The 14,821-nt window shown below is 70.9% G+C and carries 17 protein-coding genes; all 17 read right to left on the bottom strand.

Translation table 11 applies throughout. The features are described from left to right. Nucleotide 1 precedes the first annotated feature (1 nt). The 17 genes from flhB to PQS31_RS10845 all read right to left on the bottom strand — a co-directional run bounded on the left by flhB (nucleotide 2) and on the right by PQS31_RS10845 (nucleotide 14,814). Entirely contained in the window at nucleotides 2-1,135 is a 1,134-nt protein-coding gene (flhB, locus tag PQS31_RS10765) for a flagellar biosynthesis protein FlhB (RefSeq protein ID WP_272762721.1), read from the bottom strand. Between the two features lie 157 nt (nucleotides 1,136-1,292). Continuing rightward, nucleotides 1,293-2,090, bottom strand: a complete 798-nt coding sequence (gene fliR / locus PQS31_RS10770) for a flagellar biosynthetic protein FliR (protein WP_272762722.1) — start codon at nucleotides 2,088-2,090, stop codon at nucleotides 1,293-1,295. A 28-nt stretch (nucleotides 2,091-2,118) separates the two neighbouring features. Beyond that, nucleotides 2,119-2,388, bottom strand: coding sequence for a flagellar biosynthetic protein FliQ (locus tag PQS31_RS10775; protein ID WP_272762723.1), 270 nt, complete (start codon nucleotides 2,386-2,388; stop codon nucleotides 2,119-2,121). Between the two features lie 290 nt (nucleotides 2,389-2,678). Then, nucleotides 2,679-3,407 (bottom strand): flagellar type III secretion system pore protein FliP, encoded by a 729-nt coding sequence (gene fliP, locus PQS31_RS10780; protein WP_336314348.1) that lies wholly within the window; start codon nucleotides 3,405-3,407, stop codon nucleotides 2,679-2,681. A gap of 44 nt (nucleotides 3,408-3,451) precedes the next feature. Beyond that, entirely contained in the window at nucleotides 3,452-3,838 is a 387-nt protein-coding gene (gene fliO / locus PQS31_RS10785; protein WP_272762782.1) for a flagellar biosynthetic protein FliO, read from the bottom strand. 245 nt (nucleotides 3,839-4,083) lie between these two features. Beyond that, nucleotides 4,084-4,434 (bottom strand): flagellar motor switch protein FliN, encoded by a 351-nt coding sequence (gene fliN, locus PQS31_RS10790; RefSeq protein WP_272762725.1) that lies wholly within the window; start codon nucleotides 4,432-4,434, stop codon nucleotides 4,084-4,086. Beyond that, nucleotides 4,431-5,438: a flagellar motor switch protein FliM gene (gene fliM / locus PQS31_RS10795; RefSeq protein WP_272762726.1), complete on the bottom strand. Its 1,008-nt coding sequence runs from the start codon at nucleotides 5,436-5,438 to the stop codon at nucleotides 4,431-4,433. Before fliM ends, fliN begins: the two co-directional genes overlap by 4 nt. A 10-nt stretch (nucleotides 5,439-5,448) precedes the next feature. Further along, nucleotides 5,449-5,931 (bottom strand): flagellar basal body-associated FliL family protein, encoded by a 483-nt coding sequence (locus PQS31_RS10800; protein ID WP_272762727.1) that lies wholly within the window; start codon nucleotides 5,929-5,931, stop codon nucleotides 5,449-5,451. A 167-nt stretch (nucleotides 5,932-6,098) separates the two neighbouring features. Further along, nucleotides 6,099-7,178, bottom strand: coding sequence for a flagellar hook-length control protein FliK (locus PQS31_RS10805; RefSeq protein WP_272762728.1), 1,080 nt, complete (start codon nucleotides 7,176-7,178; stop codon nucleotides 6,099-6,101). Continuing rightward, on the bottom strand, nucleotides 7,175-7,627 hold the full coding sequence (fliJ, locus tag PQS31_RS10810; RefSeq protein ID WP_272762729.1) for a flagellar export protein FliJ: 453 nt from the start codon (nucleotides 7,625-7,627) through the stop codon (nucleotides 7,175-7,177). The genes PQS31_RS10805 and fliJ overlap by 4 nt, the downstream gene beginning before the upstream one ends. Then, nucleotides 7,624-9,015 (bottom strand): FliI/YscN family ATPase, encoded by a 1,392-nt coding sequence (locus tag PQS31_RS10815; RefSeq protein ID WP_272762730.1) that lies wholly within the window; start codon nucleotides 9,013-9,015, stop codon nucleotides 7,624-7,626. Before PQS31_RS10815 ends, fliJ begins: the two co-directional genes overlap by 4 nt. Next, a complete protein-coding gene (locus PQS31_RS10820; RefSeq protein WP_272762731.1) occupies nucleotides 9,012-9,623 on the bottom strand; it encodes a FliH/SctL family protein in 612 nt (203 codons plus the stop codon). The genes PQS31_RS10815 and PQS31_RS10820 overlap by 4 nt, the downstream gene beginning before the upstream one ends. Then, nucleotides 9,620-10,609, bottom strand: coding sequence for a flagellar motor switch protein FliG (fliG, locus tag PQS31_RS10825; RefSeq protein WP_272762783.1), 990 nt, complete (start codon nucleotides 10,607-10,609; stop codon nucleotides 9,620-9,622). Before fliG ends, PQS31_RS10820 begins: the two co-directional genes overlap by 4 nt. A gap of 10 nt (nucleotides 10,610-10,619) precedes the next feature. Further along, nucleotides 10,620-12,317, bottom strand: coding sequence for a flagellar basal-body MS-ring/collar protein FliF (fliF, locus tag PQS31_RS10830; RefSeq protein WP_272762732.1), 1,698 nt, complete (start codon nucleotides 12,315-12,317; stop codon nucleotides 10,620-10,622). Nucleotides 12,318-12,346: 29 nt separating this feature from the next. After that, a complete protein-coding gene (fliE, locus tag PQS31_RS10835; RefSeq protein ID WP_272762733.1) occupies nucleotides 12,347-12,745 on the bottom strand; it encodes a flagellar hook-basal body complex protein FliE in 399 nt (132 codons plus the stop codon). 231 nt (nucleotides 12,746-12,976) lie between these two features. Further along, nucleotides 12,977-14,422: a sigma-54 dependent transcriptional regulator gene (locus PQS31_RS10840; RefSeq protein ID WP_272762734.1), complete on the bottom strand. Its 1,446-nt coding sequence runs from the start codon at nucleotides 14,420-14,422 to the stop codon at nucleotides 12,977-12,979. After that, a complete protein-coding gene (locus PQS31_RS10845; RefSeq protein WP_272762735.1) occupies nucleotides 14,419-14,814 on the bottom strand; it encodes a response regulator transcription factor in 396 nt (131 codons plus the stop codon). Before PQS31_RS10845 ends, PQS31_RS10840 begins: the two co-directional genes overlap by 4 nt. Between the last annotated feature and the right edge of the window lie 7 nt (nucleotides 14,815-14,821).

The raw sequence follows: 14,821 nt of genomic DNA on the forward strand, positions 1-14,821 counted from the left end.
CTCACCGGCGGCCCCCGGCATCGCCTTCGTCGACCTCGAGCGCAGCGAGTTGCGGCTGTGGCGTGCCGGCGCGCCAGCTGCGCAGCTGGTAGACGTAGGACAGCACCTGGGCGACGGCGGCGTAGAGCTTCACGGGAATTTCCTGACCGATGTCCGCCTCCCGATACAAGACGCGTGCCAGCGGGGGCGCCTCGACCAGGGTGATGCGGTGCTGCCCGGCCACTTCGCGGATGCGCAGGGCCATCTCGTCGACGCCCTTGGCGATCACGCGCGGCGCACGCATCGCGTCGCCGTCGTACTTCAGTGCGACCGCGTAGTGGGTGGGGTTGACCACCACGACATCGGCGGTGGGCAGGTCTTCCATCATCCGGCGCTGCGACATCTCGTGCTGCAGCTGGCGGATGCGGCCCTTGACCTCGGGCCGGCCCTCGCTCTCCTTCATCTCCTCGCGCAGTTCCTGGCGGGTCATCATCAGCTTCCGCCGCCAGTTCCACTTCTGGTACGGCGCGTCGAACAGGGCGACCAGCAGCAGCGCGGCCGCGGTGGTCATCAGCAGCCACAGCGCGAACTTCACCCCGCCGGCCGCCGCCTGTTCCAGCGGCTGATGCAGCATCGCGCGCAGCCGCGGCATGGCCGGCCACAGGAACAGGCCCGCGGCGGCGCCGACCAGCAGCACGCGCAGAATCGATTTCAGCAGTTCGGCCAGGCCTTCGGGGCCGTAGATGCGCTTGAGGCCCGCCATCGGGTCGAGCTTCTTGAGGTCGGGGACCAGGCCCTTGGTCGCGAAATTGAAGCCGCCCATCACCGCGGGCGCGATGAAGCAGGCCAGCAGCGTGGCCAGCATCAGCGGCGCGAGGATCCACAGAAAGCCCAGCAGCAGGTCGCCGGTATAGCCGAACATGTCCTGCGGGGATTCGAGCAGGGCGATGTCCGGCGACAACGCGCTGCGCATCCAGTCCTTGGCCTGCACCGTGACGCTGCCGCCCATCGCCAGCAGCGACGCGACGCCGGCGCCGAACACCGCGACGGTGGCCAGCTCACGCGAGCGCGGGACGTTGCCCTTCTCGCGTGCGTCCTGCAACCGTTTCTGACTGGGTTCTTCGGTCTTTTCCTGACCGTTTTCGTTTTCGGCCATTACGGCGGGCCCGGCGGAGATACCGGGAACGTTGCAAGCCGTGTGCCGGGCGGCGGGCGGCCAGGGCGCGCTGGCAGGCGCGCGCCACCGCGGTGCAATCCGGGCCGGCGGCTTCGGGCGCGAGCGGCCGCGCGTTCGTGACGGCCTTCGGCAGGCCTCATCCGCCCAGCGGCACCCGCCCGGCGGCATCGAAGGCGGCGTCGTAGAGACGCTGCACCGGGGGACCGAGTTCGCCGGCCAGCATCGCGATCAGGAACAGGCCCACCAGCACGGAGATCGGCAGGCCCAGCTGGATCGGGTTCAGCGCCGGCGCGGCGCGCGACAGCACGCCGAAGGCGAGGTTCACCGCCAGCAGCGCCACCATGACCGGCAATGCGAGCGTGACGCCGCCGCGCAGCACCAGCGCGAAGAAGTCCGGCGCGATCTGCAGCGTCGCCCGCACGTCGGGCAGGGCCGTGCCGATCGGCAGGGTCTCGTAGCTGTGCACCAGCAGCGCGACCATCGCCAGATGCCCGTTGGCGGCGAAGAACAGCAGTCCGAACGCGAGATAGAACCACTGGCCGACCACGCCCGACTGCACCCCGCGCAGCGGATCGCTCATCTGCGCGAACGACAGGCCCGAGCCCTGCGAGATCAGCTCGCCGGCGAGGGCCCCGGCCTCGAACACCAGCCGCAACATGAAGCCCATCGCCGCGCCGATCGCGAGCTCGCGCGCGATCGACAGGATCGTCGCGGCGTCGAACCCGGTCCAGGCCGGCGGCGCCGGCAGCAGCGGCGCCAGCGCCAGGCTCAGCACCAGCGCCGCCATGACCCGGATGCGGGCCGGCAGGGCGCGGGTGCCGATCAGCGGCATCGCCATCAGCAGCGCGCCGACGCGCAGCGCGGTCCACAGCAGGGTGCCGATCATCGCGAAGGCCTGCTGGCCATCGATCGCCATCTGGGTGGCGGCGTCCATCAGCGACGGGCTCCACGCATGGCCATGCTCAGCCGATCAGATGCGGAATGCTGCGGAACAGCGTGACCGTGTAGTCCACCAGATACGACAGCAGGATCGCGCCGAGCGCGAACAGCGCCGCCGTCAGCGCCGCGGCCTTGGCGATGAAGGCGATCGTCGGCTCGTTGATCTGGGTGGCGGCCTGCACGACGCCGACGATCACGCCGACCACGAGCACGGTCACCAGCAGCGGACCACCCACCCACAGCGCGACCTCGAGGCCACGGCGGAGTTCGGTGAGGGCGAGTTCGGGGGACATGGGGGGAGGCCGGGATTGGGGATTCGGGAGTGGGATTCGAAAAAACGGACGATCGCGCGTGATGGAAATCGTCGAAGACGTTCAGCCCGTCGTCCCTGCGCGGGCGGGACTTTCAACCGCCAGAATGGTGGTCACTTAGAGTGGTTAACGCAGTTGGAAATCTGCTGCCGAAAGGCGAGAGCTCCAGTGATGACCGTCTGCTCTGCGTTCGAGCCCATGCCATTTCGGTCATCACAAGACGAGGCATCGCGGCTTCCCAAATCCCCACTCCCGAATCCCTCAATCCCGGCTCAATTGAAACTGGCCGCCAGCGTTCCCACTGTCAGCACCCAGCCGTCGACCAGCACGAACAGCAGGATCTTGAACGGCGCGGAGACCAGCATCGGCGAGAGCATCATCATGCCCATCGACATCAGCACGCTGGCCACGACGAGGTCGATGATGATGAAAGGGATGAAGATCAGGAATCCGATCTCGAACGCGGTCTTGAGTTCGCTGGTCACGAACGAGGCCACCAGCACCTGGAACGGCACGTCGTCGGGGCCGGAATACGTGCTGTGGCCCGCGAGGCCGGCGAAGGTCATCAGGTCGGTCTCGCGCACCTGGGCCAGCATGAAGCCGCGCAGCGGCGCGGTGCCGAGATCCCAGGCGGTACGGAAATCGATCTGGCCGTTGAGATAGGGGCCGAACCCGCTGTTCCACGCGGCTTCCCACACCGGCGTCATCACCAGCGCGGTCAGGAACAGCGCCAGGCCCACCAGCACCTGGTTCGACGGCGTCTGCCCCGTGCCCAGCGCCTGCCGCAGCAGGGCCAGCACGACGATGATCCGGGTGAAGGCGGTGAGCACCAGCAGCATCGACGGGATCAGCGTGATCGCCGTCATCAGCAGCAGCGTCTGCAGCGGCAGGCTCACCGGGGCGTTGCCGATCTGGCCGACGGTGACGTCCGGCAGGGCCGGGAGCTGGGGCGCACCGGTGGCCGCGGCCGCGATCGCCGGCACCAGCAGGGCGACGATCAGGGCGAGGCGGGCACACCAGCGGCGGGAGGCGGGGCGGGGGTCCATCAGGTGTCCTTGCGCAGACGCTGCGCGAGCAACTGCTTGAAATCGGGAAGCGTTTTGAGCGAGGGCAGCTGCGGAGTCGGTGCGTCCGGCAGCGGCTGCGGCAGCACATGCAAGGTGCGTACCCCACCGGCGCCGATGCCGAGCAGAAGCTGCTCGCCGCCCACCTGCACCACGGCCGCACGCTCCTTGGCGCCCAGCGGGATGCTGGCCACCACACGCAGCCCGTCGGCCTGGCGGAAGCCGCTGCCCGGCAGGCGCTTGAGCAGCCAGCCCAGGCCGACGATCAGGCCCAGGACCAGCACCAGGGCCAGGAACGCGCCGCCGAGGCCCGGGCCCTGCGGCGCATGCGCGCCGATCTGCACCGGCGTGGCCGGCTGGAGGGTCAGCGGTACCGCCTGCGCGGGCGCGCTGGTCGTGGCGACGACCGACGAGAAGTCGGCGCTCGCGGCGTCTGCGTCCATGTCGCCTGCACCGTCGGCCACGGTCGACGCCGTCGCGTCGGACGCCGCGGCCGGCGCGGTGCCGGCTTCACGCGCGATGACCTCCGCGGCCGTCTCGGTGGGCGTGTCCGCGCGGGCGCGCGCCGCCGCGGGCGTGGCCGCAACGGCGATCGGCAGGGCCTGGGTGGCGATCACCGCAGTCTCCGGATCCGCTCGCTGGGGCTGACCACGTCGGTCAGGCGCACGCCGAAGCGATCGTTGATCACCACCACTTCGCCGTGCGCGATCAGCGTGCCGTTGACGTAGACGTCCAGTGGCTCGCCGGCGCCGCGCTCGAGCTCGATCACCGAGCCGCGGTTGAGCTGCAGCAGGCTGCGGATCGGCATGCGGGTGCGCCCGACTTCCAGCGACAGCGCCACCGGCACGTCGAGGATCACGTCGAGGTTGAGATCGGTCCCCTCGATGGGACCATCGGCGCGCAGGTCGTCGAACTTGGCCGGGGCCGCAGCATCCTGCGGGAAGGGATTGTCCTGGTTGGTCATGCGGGCAGATCCTGGGGTTCGGTGCGGCGCGCGGGCGTAGTGCCCGGCGGGTGGGTCTCGGTGATCTTCACGACGTTGTAGCCACCGGCGGTGCCGAAGCGGCCGGTGAACACGGGGATGCCTTCGACGCAGACCGGCACTTCGGCCGGCAGGTCGATCGGCAGGATGTCGCCGACCTTCAGCTTGGTGAGCTGGCGCAGGTCGATGCTGCGCTTGGCCAGCACGCTGGACACGGTCACTTCCGAGGTCATCAGCTGCTCGCGCATCGAGATGTTCCAGCTCTCGTCGCGGTCGACCCGGTCGCTCTGGATGCCGGCGTCGAGCAGTTCGCGGATCGGCTCGAGCATGGAATACGGCAGGGTGATGTGGATCTCGCCGCCGCCGCCTTCGAGTTCGACGTGGAAGCGGCTCACCACCACGTACTCGCGCGGGGTGACGATGTTGGCGAAGTGCGGGTTGATCTCGGAGTTGATGTACTCGCACTCCACGTCCAGCACCGGCGCCCAGGCTTCGGACAGGTCGGCGAAGGTCTGCTTGAGCATCAGCTGGATCACGCGCATCTCGGTCGGCGTGAACTCGCGGCCTTCGATGCGGGTGGGATAGCGGCCGTCGCCGCCGAAGAAGTTGTCGACCACCGCGAACACGAGCTTCGGCTCGAACACCACCAGGCCGGTGCCGCGCAGCGGCTTGAACTTGATCAGGTTGAGGTTGGTCGGCACGTACAGCTGGTGCAGGTAGTCGCCGAACTTGACCAGGTCGATGCCGCGCACCGACAGGTCGGCCGAGCGGCGGATCAGGTTGAACAGGCCGATGCGCCACAGGCGCACGAAGCGCTCGTTGACCATCTCCAGGGTCGGCATCCGGCCGCGGATGATCCGGTCCTGGCTGGCGAAGTCGTAGGTGCGCGCGACACCCGGGTCGGGCGCCGGCTCGGTGTCCACGACGCCGGCATCGACGCCGTGCAGCAGCGCATCGATCTCGTCCTGTGAGAGCAGGTCGCTCATCGTCCGGGGCTCACTGGGTCACGAAGCTGGTGAACAGCAGCGCCTCGGCCGCCGGCTTGCCGGTTTCCTCGGTCATCAGGGTCTGCACCTCCTTCAGCGCCTGGGCCTGGAGGGCTTCCTTGCCGGTGCGCGTGGACACCCCTTCGTAGGTCTGCTGGGCGAACAGCATCAGCAGCCGCGCACGCAGGGCGGGCTCATGCTGCTGCAGCAGCGGCGCGGCCAGCGGATCGCGGGTGACCAGCTGCACCTCGACCTGCAGGTAGCGCGGTCCCATCGGCGTGTCTTCGAGATTGACGACGAAAGCGGGCGCCAGCGGCAGGTACTGCGCGGGCGCGGGCAGGGCGGCGGTCTGCGGTGCGGCGGCCGGCTTGTTCAGCAGGAACCAGGCCGCGGCGCCGCCGCCTCCGAGCAGCAGGAGGACGGGCACACCGATCATCAGCAGTCGGCGCTTGGGGGACTTGGAAGGAACGGGCGGGTTTGCGACGGCGGCCACGTGTCAGTACCGGGTGAGGAATCCACTCCGGAGGATGCAAACCCCGTGCCGTAACGGCGCCGGAATTCCGTCGCCGGTGTTCCGTCACAGGTGCCGTCGCGTGCCCCGACGCCCGCGCACCGGGTCGTTCAGCTGCGCGCGCCGCGTCGTGGCGGCGCGTCGAGGCGTCAGGCGTAGGCGTCGAGCAGACCGACCACCGCGCGATGGCGGGCCGGCGCCATGGCCGGAGACGGGACGTCACCGTCCGGGCCTTCGCCTCCGGCCTGGGCGGCCGGGGACGACGGTGCGCCGTCGCGTCCGGCCTGACCGCTGCCGACGCCGGCGTGGGCCAGCTGGAAGCCGGATTCGCCGAGCAGATCGCGCAGGCGCGGCAGGCCCTGCTCGAGCGCCTGCCGGGTCTCGGCCTGGGCGCTGACGAACTCGGCGCGGATCCGGTCGCCGTCCATGTGCAGGCGCACTTCGACCGGTCCCAGATCGTGCGGGGTCACGCGGATGCGCGCATGGCCGATCTTCTGGTCGGCCATCCATTCGAGCTGGGCACCGAAGCGGGCCTCGAAGTCCTCGGCACCCACGTGCGGGGTGGGGAGCGGCGCAGCGAGGATCGGCGCCGGTTCGCGCAGGGCCGGGGTGGCGGGCAGGGTGAACGCGACCGGCGCAGGCGCCGCGTCGTCGGCGGGCACGGAAATCTCGGCGACCAGCGCCGCGGCCGGCAGCGCAGCGTCGGCCTCGTCGATCGGTAGGTCGGGCAGCACGACGGGCGGCGCTGCCGCGGGTGACGCGGCAGTCGGCGGGGCGCCCGGGACCGCGGTCGGCATCGGTCGCAGGCCCGGCAGCAGACGTGACGCCGCCTCGCCCGCGGCGTCGCCTTCGACGGGCGGAGGCACCGGCCCGGTCGTCGGATCCGCAGGCGGAAGACCGAGCAGCCCGGCCAGTCCGACGGGCGGCCAGGGCAGAACGGCGGGCGGCACCTCGACCGGGGTGTCGCTGGCGGGGTCCGGACCTTCGGGCAGGCGCAGGTCCGCAGCGAGCAGCGCGCCGGCCTCGGCCGGATCCGTGGCGGCCGCCTCGGGCGCCGGGCTCGCGCCTGAGCGACCGCCGCGCGCCGCATCGGCCGTGCCGGATGCGCTCTGGCGACGCTCGAGCGCCTGTGCGAACGGGCTCTGGCCGGCGCCCGGCGTCGGTCGCTCCGGACGCGGGCCCGATGCAGACGGCGCGGGCGTGGGCGCGGTGGCGACCACCGGCGTCATGCGTCCGCTCCGTCGGCGGCCAGCGCATCGCGGCGCACGCGGCGGGCGCGGAGATCGTCGAGTTCGCGCTGCGAGCGGCGTTCGTCGACCTGACGCTCCTGGGCGCGATAGCTCGCCGCGAGCTGCTCGAGCACCTGTTTGTCGCGGCTGGCGAGCAGCAGGCGGCCGCGCTCGATCTCCACCGTCTGGCGGCTGTTGTCGACCGCCCGCGTCTGCTGCTCGACGGCCGACTGCAGCCGGTCGAGGAACGCGCGCCGGTTCGCCAGCTGCGCCGGACTGGTCGCCGACATCTGGCTGTTGCCGTATTCCTCCGCGTAGCGGCGCAGCTCGACCAGCTGCGCTTCGTGCTGCGCGAGCACGCTCTGGCGCTCGGCCAGCACGCGGGCGGCCGCGTCCTCGGTCTCCTGGGCGCGGTTGAGCAGGGGGTCGATGCGGCGGGACTGCTTCATGCGGTGACTTCCTCGGGGTGCAACAGGCGCTCGAGCGCCTCGCGGCTGTGCTGCAGATCGGCGGCGCGGGCGATGTCCTGACCCAGGAACTCGACGATCTCGGGCCAGCGCGCCAGGGCCTCGTCGACGGCCGGGTCGGCGCCGCGCTGGTAGGCACCGATGGCGATCAGGTCGCGGTTGGCGGTGTAGGCCGAGATCAGGCGCTTCAGCGAGCGAATGCGCTCGCGCCAGGTGTCGTCGGCGATTTCGGTGACCACGCGACTCACCGACGATTCGACGTCGATGGCCGGGTACAGGCCGGCGTCGGCGATGCGTCGCGACAGCAGGATATGGCCGTCGAGAATCGCGCGCGCGGCATCGGCGATCGGATCCTGCGGATCGTCGCCTTCGGTGAGCACGGTGTAGAACGCGGTGATCGAGCCGCGTCCGGCCGCGCCGTTGCCGGCGCGCTCGACCAGCGCCGGCAGCTTGGCGAACACGCTCGGCGGGTAGCCGCGGGTGGTCGGCGGCTCGCCGACCGACAGACCGATCTCGCGCTGGGCCTGGGCGAAGCGGGTCAGCGAATCCATCAGCAGCAGCACGTTGAGGCCCTGGTCGCGGAACCACTCGGCGATCGCGGTCGCGCGATAGGCGCCGTGCAGACGCGCGAGCGGCGGTCGATCGGCCGGCGCCGCGACGACGACCGCGCGGCGCAGGCCCTCTTCACCGAGCGTGCTCTCGACGAAGTCGCGCACTTCGCGGCCACGTTCGCCGATCAGGCCGACGACGATGACGTCGGCGGCGGTGAAGCGGGTCATCATGCCCAGCAGCGTCGATTTGCCGACGCCGGAGCCGGCGAACAGGCCCACGCGCTGGCCGCGACCGATCGGCAGCAGGGCGTTGATCGCGCGCACGCCGACGTCCAGCGGCTGGATGATCGGTTCACGCGCCAGCGGATTGATCGCCACGCCGGCCATGCCCACGCTGCCCTCGGCACGGATCGGCCCCTTGCCGTCGAGCGGCACGCCGTCGGAATCGATGACCCGGCCCAGCAGGCCTTCGCCGATCTCGACGCCGCCGCGGCGGTGCAGCGGCACCACGCGTGCATTCGGCAGCAGGCCGTGCAGCTCGGCGCTGGGCATCAGCGACGTGCGATCGCCGGAGAATCCGACCACCTCGGCCTCGACCCAGCCACCGTCGACTTCGACCTTGCAGGTGGCGCCCATCGGAGCGGCGCAGCCGACCGCTTCGACGGTCAGCCCGATCGCGCGACGCAGGATGCCTTCGCGGATCAGGCCGCGGCCGGCGGCCGGGTCCGGCCCGGTGGCGTCGAGGCGGGTGGCCAGGCGCAGGTTGCGCGCGGTCAGCCAGTCGGCCGGATCGGCGCTGGGCAGCGGCGCCGCGCTCATGCGCCTGCTCCGGCGCGGCGCAGCACCACGTCCAGCGCACCGCGCAGGCGCGCGTCGAGGCTGCCGTCGATGCGCACGCTTTCGGCGTGGACGCGCAGATCACCGCGGGCCAGGGCCGGATCGGCGACCAGCCGGGTCGACGGATTCAGCGACAGCAACGGGGTCAGCGCGGCGATGTCGTCGGGATGCAGGCGCACCTCGACCTCGCGCGCCGCGCCGCCGACCGCATCCACGGCTTCGCCGACCAGATCGGCCAGCAGCGCCGGATCGGCGAGATAGGCGCGGCCGACCAGGGCGCCGGCGATGCGGACGGCCAGATCGCCGAGCGCACCGACGACCTCGTTCTCGAGGCGCGCCAGCGGACGCGAGAAATTGTCGAGGATGCCTTCGATCTGCGCGGTCAGCCGGCGCATCTCGCTCTGGCTGGCGGCGAGGCCCTCGGCGCGGCCCTGGGCCAGTCCGTCGTCGTAGCCCTCGCGCTGGGCGTCGTCGCGGATCTGCTGGATCTCCTCCAGCGACGGCGGACGCGGCAGCTCGACCGGCACCTCCTCCACCGGCGGTGGCGGCTCCTCCAGCGGCGGGGCGTACCAGCGCACGGCCTCGTTCATACCAGCGCCTCGGCGCTGCCGCCGCCCAGGTTGATGCTGCCCTCATCGGCCAGACGGCGGACCAGGGTGAGGATTTCCTTCTGCGCGGCCTCGACATCCGACAGCCGCACCGGGCCGCGGGCCTCCATGTCCTCGAGCAGGATTTCGGCGGCGCGCTGGGACATATTGCGGGTGATCTTGTCGCGGACCTTGGGGTCGGCGCCGCGCAGCGCGATGCCCAGACGCTCGCCCGAGACCTCGCGCAGCACCGACTGCAGCTCGCGGTCGTCGAGTTCGATCAGGTCGTCGAACACGAACATCAGGTCCTGGATGCGCTGGCCGAGCACCGCATCGACCTTGCTGATCGCGCCGAGCAGGCTCTGGTCCTGTCCGGTGTCCATGAAGTTGAGGATGTTGGCCGCCACCTTGATGCCGCCCACGGCCGAGGACTTGAGGTTCTGGTTGCCGGCGAACTGGCGTTCCATGATCTCGTTGAGCTCGTTGAGCGCGTTGGGCGGAATGCCGTCGAGCGTGGCGATGCGCAGCAGCACGTCGGCGCGGGTGCGCTCGGGCAGCAGCTTGAGCGCATCGGCCGCCTGGTCGGGGTCGAGATGCGAGAGCACGATGGCGATGATCTGCGGATGCTCGTGGCGGACCAGATCCGCGATCGCACGCGGATCCATCCACTTCAGCGTATCGAGGCCGGTGGTGTTGCGGCCGAGCAGGATGCGGTCGATCAGACTGCCGGCCTTGTCCTCGCCCAGAGCCTGGACGAGCACGGCGCGGATGTAGTCGTCGGCGCCCACGCCGAGCGAGGTCTGGCGGTCGAGCGCGCCGGAGAAATCCTCCATCACGTGGGCGACCTGTTCGCGGCTGACCGCGCCCATCGTCGCCATGGCCAGGCCCAGCTTCTGCACTTCCTTGGCATCCATGTGCTTGAGCACTTCGGCCGCATCGACCTCGCCGAGCGAGAGCAGCAGCACCGCGGCGCGCTGGACGCCGGTCAGCGAATTGACATCAGGCGGCCGCTTCATCGTCCAACCATCCCTTCACTACTTGCGCAACGCGCTTGGAATCCGACTTCACCGCTTCGCGTGCGACGCGCAGGCGGTCCTCGTAGGCGTCCGACGGCAACGCGATCGGCGCGTGCTCCGCGGCCGACGCGGTGATCCGCGCCGTGTCTTCGGCCAGCATCGGCACGTCGCCCTCGTCGAGCAGCGTGACCTCGGCCGTGGCCGGCGTCTTCGGCGCCGGGGCCTTGGACGGACCGGTGATCTGGCGCACCGCCGGCCGCACGACGCCGAAGAGCAGGGCCAGCACCACCAGCGCGCCGAGGGCGAGCCGGGCGATGTCGCGCAGCATCGGGTTCTGCCACCACGGCGGCCCTTCGAAGCCGTCGCTCTGTTCGCGGACGAACGGTGCGTTCATCACCGACACCGTGTCGCCGCGCGCCTCGTCGAAACCGACGGCCTGGCGCACCAGGGCTTCGACCCGCTGCAGTTCGGCAGCCGTCAGCGGCTGCGTGGTGCTGGCGCCGTCGGCGCCGGCGCGCGGCACGTGATCCACCAGCACGGCGGCGCTGACGCGGCGGATGCGCCCCGGCGGCTGGCGCGTGTGGCTGAGCGTGCGGTCGAGCTCGTAATTGCGGGTGGAGCTGCGCGCGGTGTCGCCCGCGGCGCCCGCACCGGTGGCCGCGGCCACCTGGGCATCCAGCGGCGCGGGATTGATCGCGGTGTCGGGCAGGTTCGGGGTGGCGCCGGGAACGCCCTGGGGACCGGCATCGCGGCTGGTGGACTCGCTCAGCTGTTCGCTGCGCAGCTTGGGCGGCTCGGCGTTGTACAGCTCGCGCGCCTCCTCGCTGACCGAAAAGTCCATGTCCACGGTGACTTCGGCATTCACCCGGCCGGCGCCGGTCATGGGCTCGAGCAGCTCGCGGATGCGCTGGTTGAACGAGGTCTCCTGACGACGCACCTGCTCGAACTGCATCGCGCTCAGTGCCGCCGCCGGGTCCTGGGCATCGTTGCTGAGCAGGCGACCGTTCTGGTCGACCACGGTCACGCGCTCGGGGGCGAGATCCGGAATGCTGGAGGCGACGAGATGGACGATGGCGTCGACCTGGCCGCGTTCGAGCGTCGAGCCGCCGCGCAGTTCGAGCACGACCGAGGCGCTCGCTGCCTCGCGCTGGCGGGTGAAGGCCGACGGCTTGGGAATCGCCAGATGCACGCGTGCGTCGCGCACCGGGCGCAGCGCGGCGATCGTGCGCACCAGTTCGGTTTCCAGCGCGTGCTGGTAGCGCGCGGTTTCGACGAACTGGCTGACGCCGAAGCCCGGATCCCGCTCCATCAGCTCGAAGCCGATGCGGCCCGACTCGCCGAGGCCCGAACCGGCGAGCTTGAGGCGTGCGTCGTGGATGTTGGCTTCCGGCACCGAGATCGCGCCGGAGGCCTGGTCGATCTTGAACGGGATCTGCGCGGCCCGCAGCAGGTCGCTGGCCTCGGCCGTGGCCTTGGCGTCGAGGCCTGCGTACAGCGGCACGTAACCGGGCTTCTGCGCCCAGAAGAAGACCATCAGCCCGGCGGCGATGGCCACCGCGAGCAGCGCCATCTTGGCCAGCCGGCCGACCAGCTGCATCTTCTCCAGACGGTCGAGGACATCCACCGCCTTGCGGCTGGCCGCTTCGGTATTGAGTGCGTCCTTGGACAGCGTGATCGCCATGGTCTTGGGTTAATCCTGTCCGGGCCGCGTCACAGCGGCATGTTCATGACGTCCTGGTACGCCTGTACCAGTCGATTGCGCACTTCCACCGTGGCCCGGAACGCGACCTGCGACTGCTGGGACGCGACCATGACCTTGGCCAGATCCGCACCCGGCTCGCCGAGTTCGAACGCCCGCACCAGCGCGCCGGAGCGCTGCTGGGCGCTGTTGACACCCTCGATCGCGTTGCGCAGGGTCGCGCCGAAACTCGGGGCCGCCACGCCCGGCGTGCCGGCGACGCCCTGCATGCCGCCGATCCCGCCGATCCCGCCCTGGACCGCGATCGCGTCGCTGCGCGGTGCATCGGCCGCCGTCATCTGCCGCGCCTGGCCGACCTGGCCCTGGTAGCTGCGGATCTGCGAGAGGATCGAATTGACCGAGTGCGTCATGCGGGCGATCACGAAGGGACGAACTGCCAGGGGTGATGCAAGTCGCGTGCCGGAACGGTGGAGCGGGGCGACGGAAATCCGGCGGCGGGTCGATCGGACGGGCCATTGCCCCCGGCACGGCGGTCGCGACGCCGTCCGCGCCCAGGGACGCGTCGACCTGCGGGCAGGGCCTTGCCCGCCAGACGCGGCGCCGCGGCCTGTCGTCGCTGGGCCGCGCGCGGCCGCCTCGGATCAGGCGGCCAGGTCGCGCTCGATGCCGTACTTGCGCAGCTTCTCGGCCAGCGTGGTCCGGCGCAGACCCAGCAGCTGGGCCGCATGCGCGACCACGCCTTCGCTGCGCTCCAGCGCTTCACGGATCAGCGCGAGTTCGATCCGCGCCATGTGGTCGCGCAGATCGAGACCGTCTTCCGGCAACTGGCTGGCCTCGTCGTCCTGGACGGCGTCACCGGCGGCGGCCGGCGCTGCGGGCGCCGGCGTGGTCGCGACCGCCACCACGTCCGTGGCCGGCAGCGCGTCGTAGATGTGCGCGCGATAGCGCTGCGGCAGATCCTGCACCCGCACCAGCCCCCCCGGATTGAGGACGGCGAGACGCTCCACCAGGTTGCTCAGTTCGCGCACGTTGCCCGGCCAGGCATAACCGGCCAGCACGTCGAGCGTATCGGCCGCGAAGCGGATCTCGCCGCGGCCGTTGCGCGCGAGCTGCGAGGCGATGGTGCGCACCAGGTCGGGCAGATCCTCGCGACGCTCGCGCAGCGACGGCATGTCGATGGGAAACACGTTGAGACGGTAGAAGAGGTCCTCCCGGAAGTGGCCCTCGCCGATGCGCGTCTCGAGGTCGCGGTGGGTCGCGGCGATCACGCGCACGTTGCACTTGATGCTCTGGTTGCCGCCCACGCGTTCGAAGCAGCGTTCCTGCAGCACGCGCAGCAGCTTGACCTGCATCGGCAGGCTCATGTCGCCGATCTCGTCGAGCAGCAGGGTGCCGCCCTCGGCCATCTCGAAGCGGCCCTTGCGGGCCGACAGCGCACCGGTGAACGCGCCCTTCTCGTGGCCGAACAGTTCGCTCTCCAGCAGCTCGGCCGGGATCGCGCCGCAGTTGATGGCCACGAACGGGCCGTCGCGCCGCTCCGAGCGCTGGTGGATGGCGCGCGCGGCGACTTCCTTGCCCGAGCCGGACTCGCCCAGGATCAGCACCGTGGTATCGAAGGGTGCCACCTGGTCGATCATCCGGCGCAGGGTCTGCACCGCATCGCTGGTCCCGGTGGGGCCGCCGCCGGCGTCGGCCTTGGCCTGCGCCTCGGCATCGAGCCGCTTGAGGCTGGCCTTGCGCAGCAGGTTCTCGAGCTGCGAGTGACGCAGCGGCGACTCGAGCGCCCACACGCCGGCTTCGTGCAGGGCGTGCGCGGCGGCGAAGTCCGCCGGCTCGTCGTCGAGCAGCAGCACCGGCGGCGCCACGCCGGCCTGGCCGAGCCAGGCGAAGAAGCCGCGCGCGGCCTCGGCATCGTCGATCGCGCCGACGAGCACCGCCATCCAGTCGCTCGGACGGTTGCGGGCGGCGGACACCTCGCCCGGCTCCGACACCCAGCGCGGGCGCAGGTCCATGAATTCCAGCAGCGTGCACAACCGCTCGGCGCGCTCGCCGTTGCTGTCGATGACCAGGATGCGGGGTTCGCTCATGACACGGCTCCATCACGCGGCGCGGCCGCATGCAGGGATTCCAGGATCTGCATGACGTCCTGGATGTAGGACAGCTTGCTGACGAAGTTGTCGGCACCGGCGCGCGTGGCGTGCTCGCGGTGCTCGGCGTCGTCGAAATGGCTGGCGATGACCACGTAGGGCGGCGCGTCCTGGGCCTTGATCAGCCGGGTCGCCTGCAGGCCGCCCATCTCGGGCATGGCCAGGTCCATCAGCACCACTTCCGGGCGCAGGGCCTCGGACTGGGCAATGGCCTCGAGCCCGTTGCCGGCGGTGCCGACGACCTTGAGCCAGTCGACCTTGCGGAAGTGGCGCTGGGCGGCGTTGATGAAGCCCTCGTGGTCGTCGACCAGGAGCACGTTGATGGTCTGCATGGCGATG

It is taken from the genome of Luteimonas sp. BLCC-B24, from assembly GCF_028550595.1.
Lineage (GTDB): Bacteria > Pseudomonadota > Gammaproteobacteria > Xanthomonadales > Xanthomonadaceae > Luteimonas.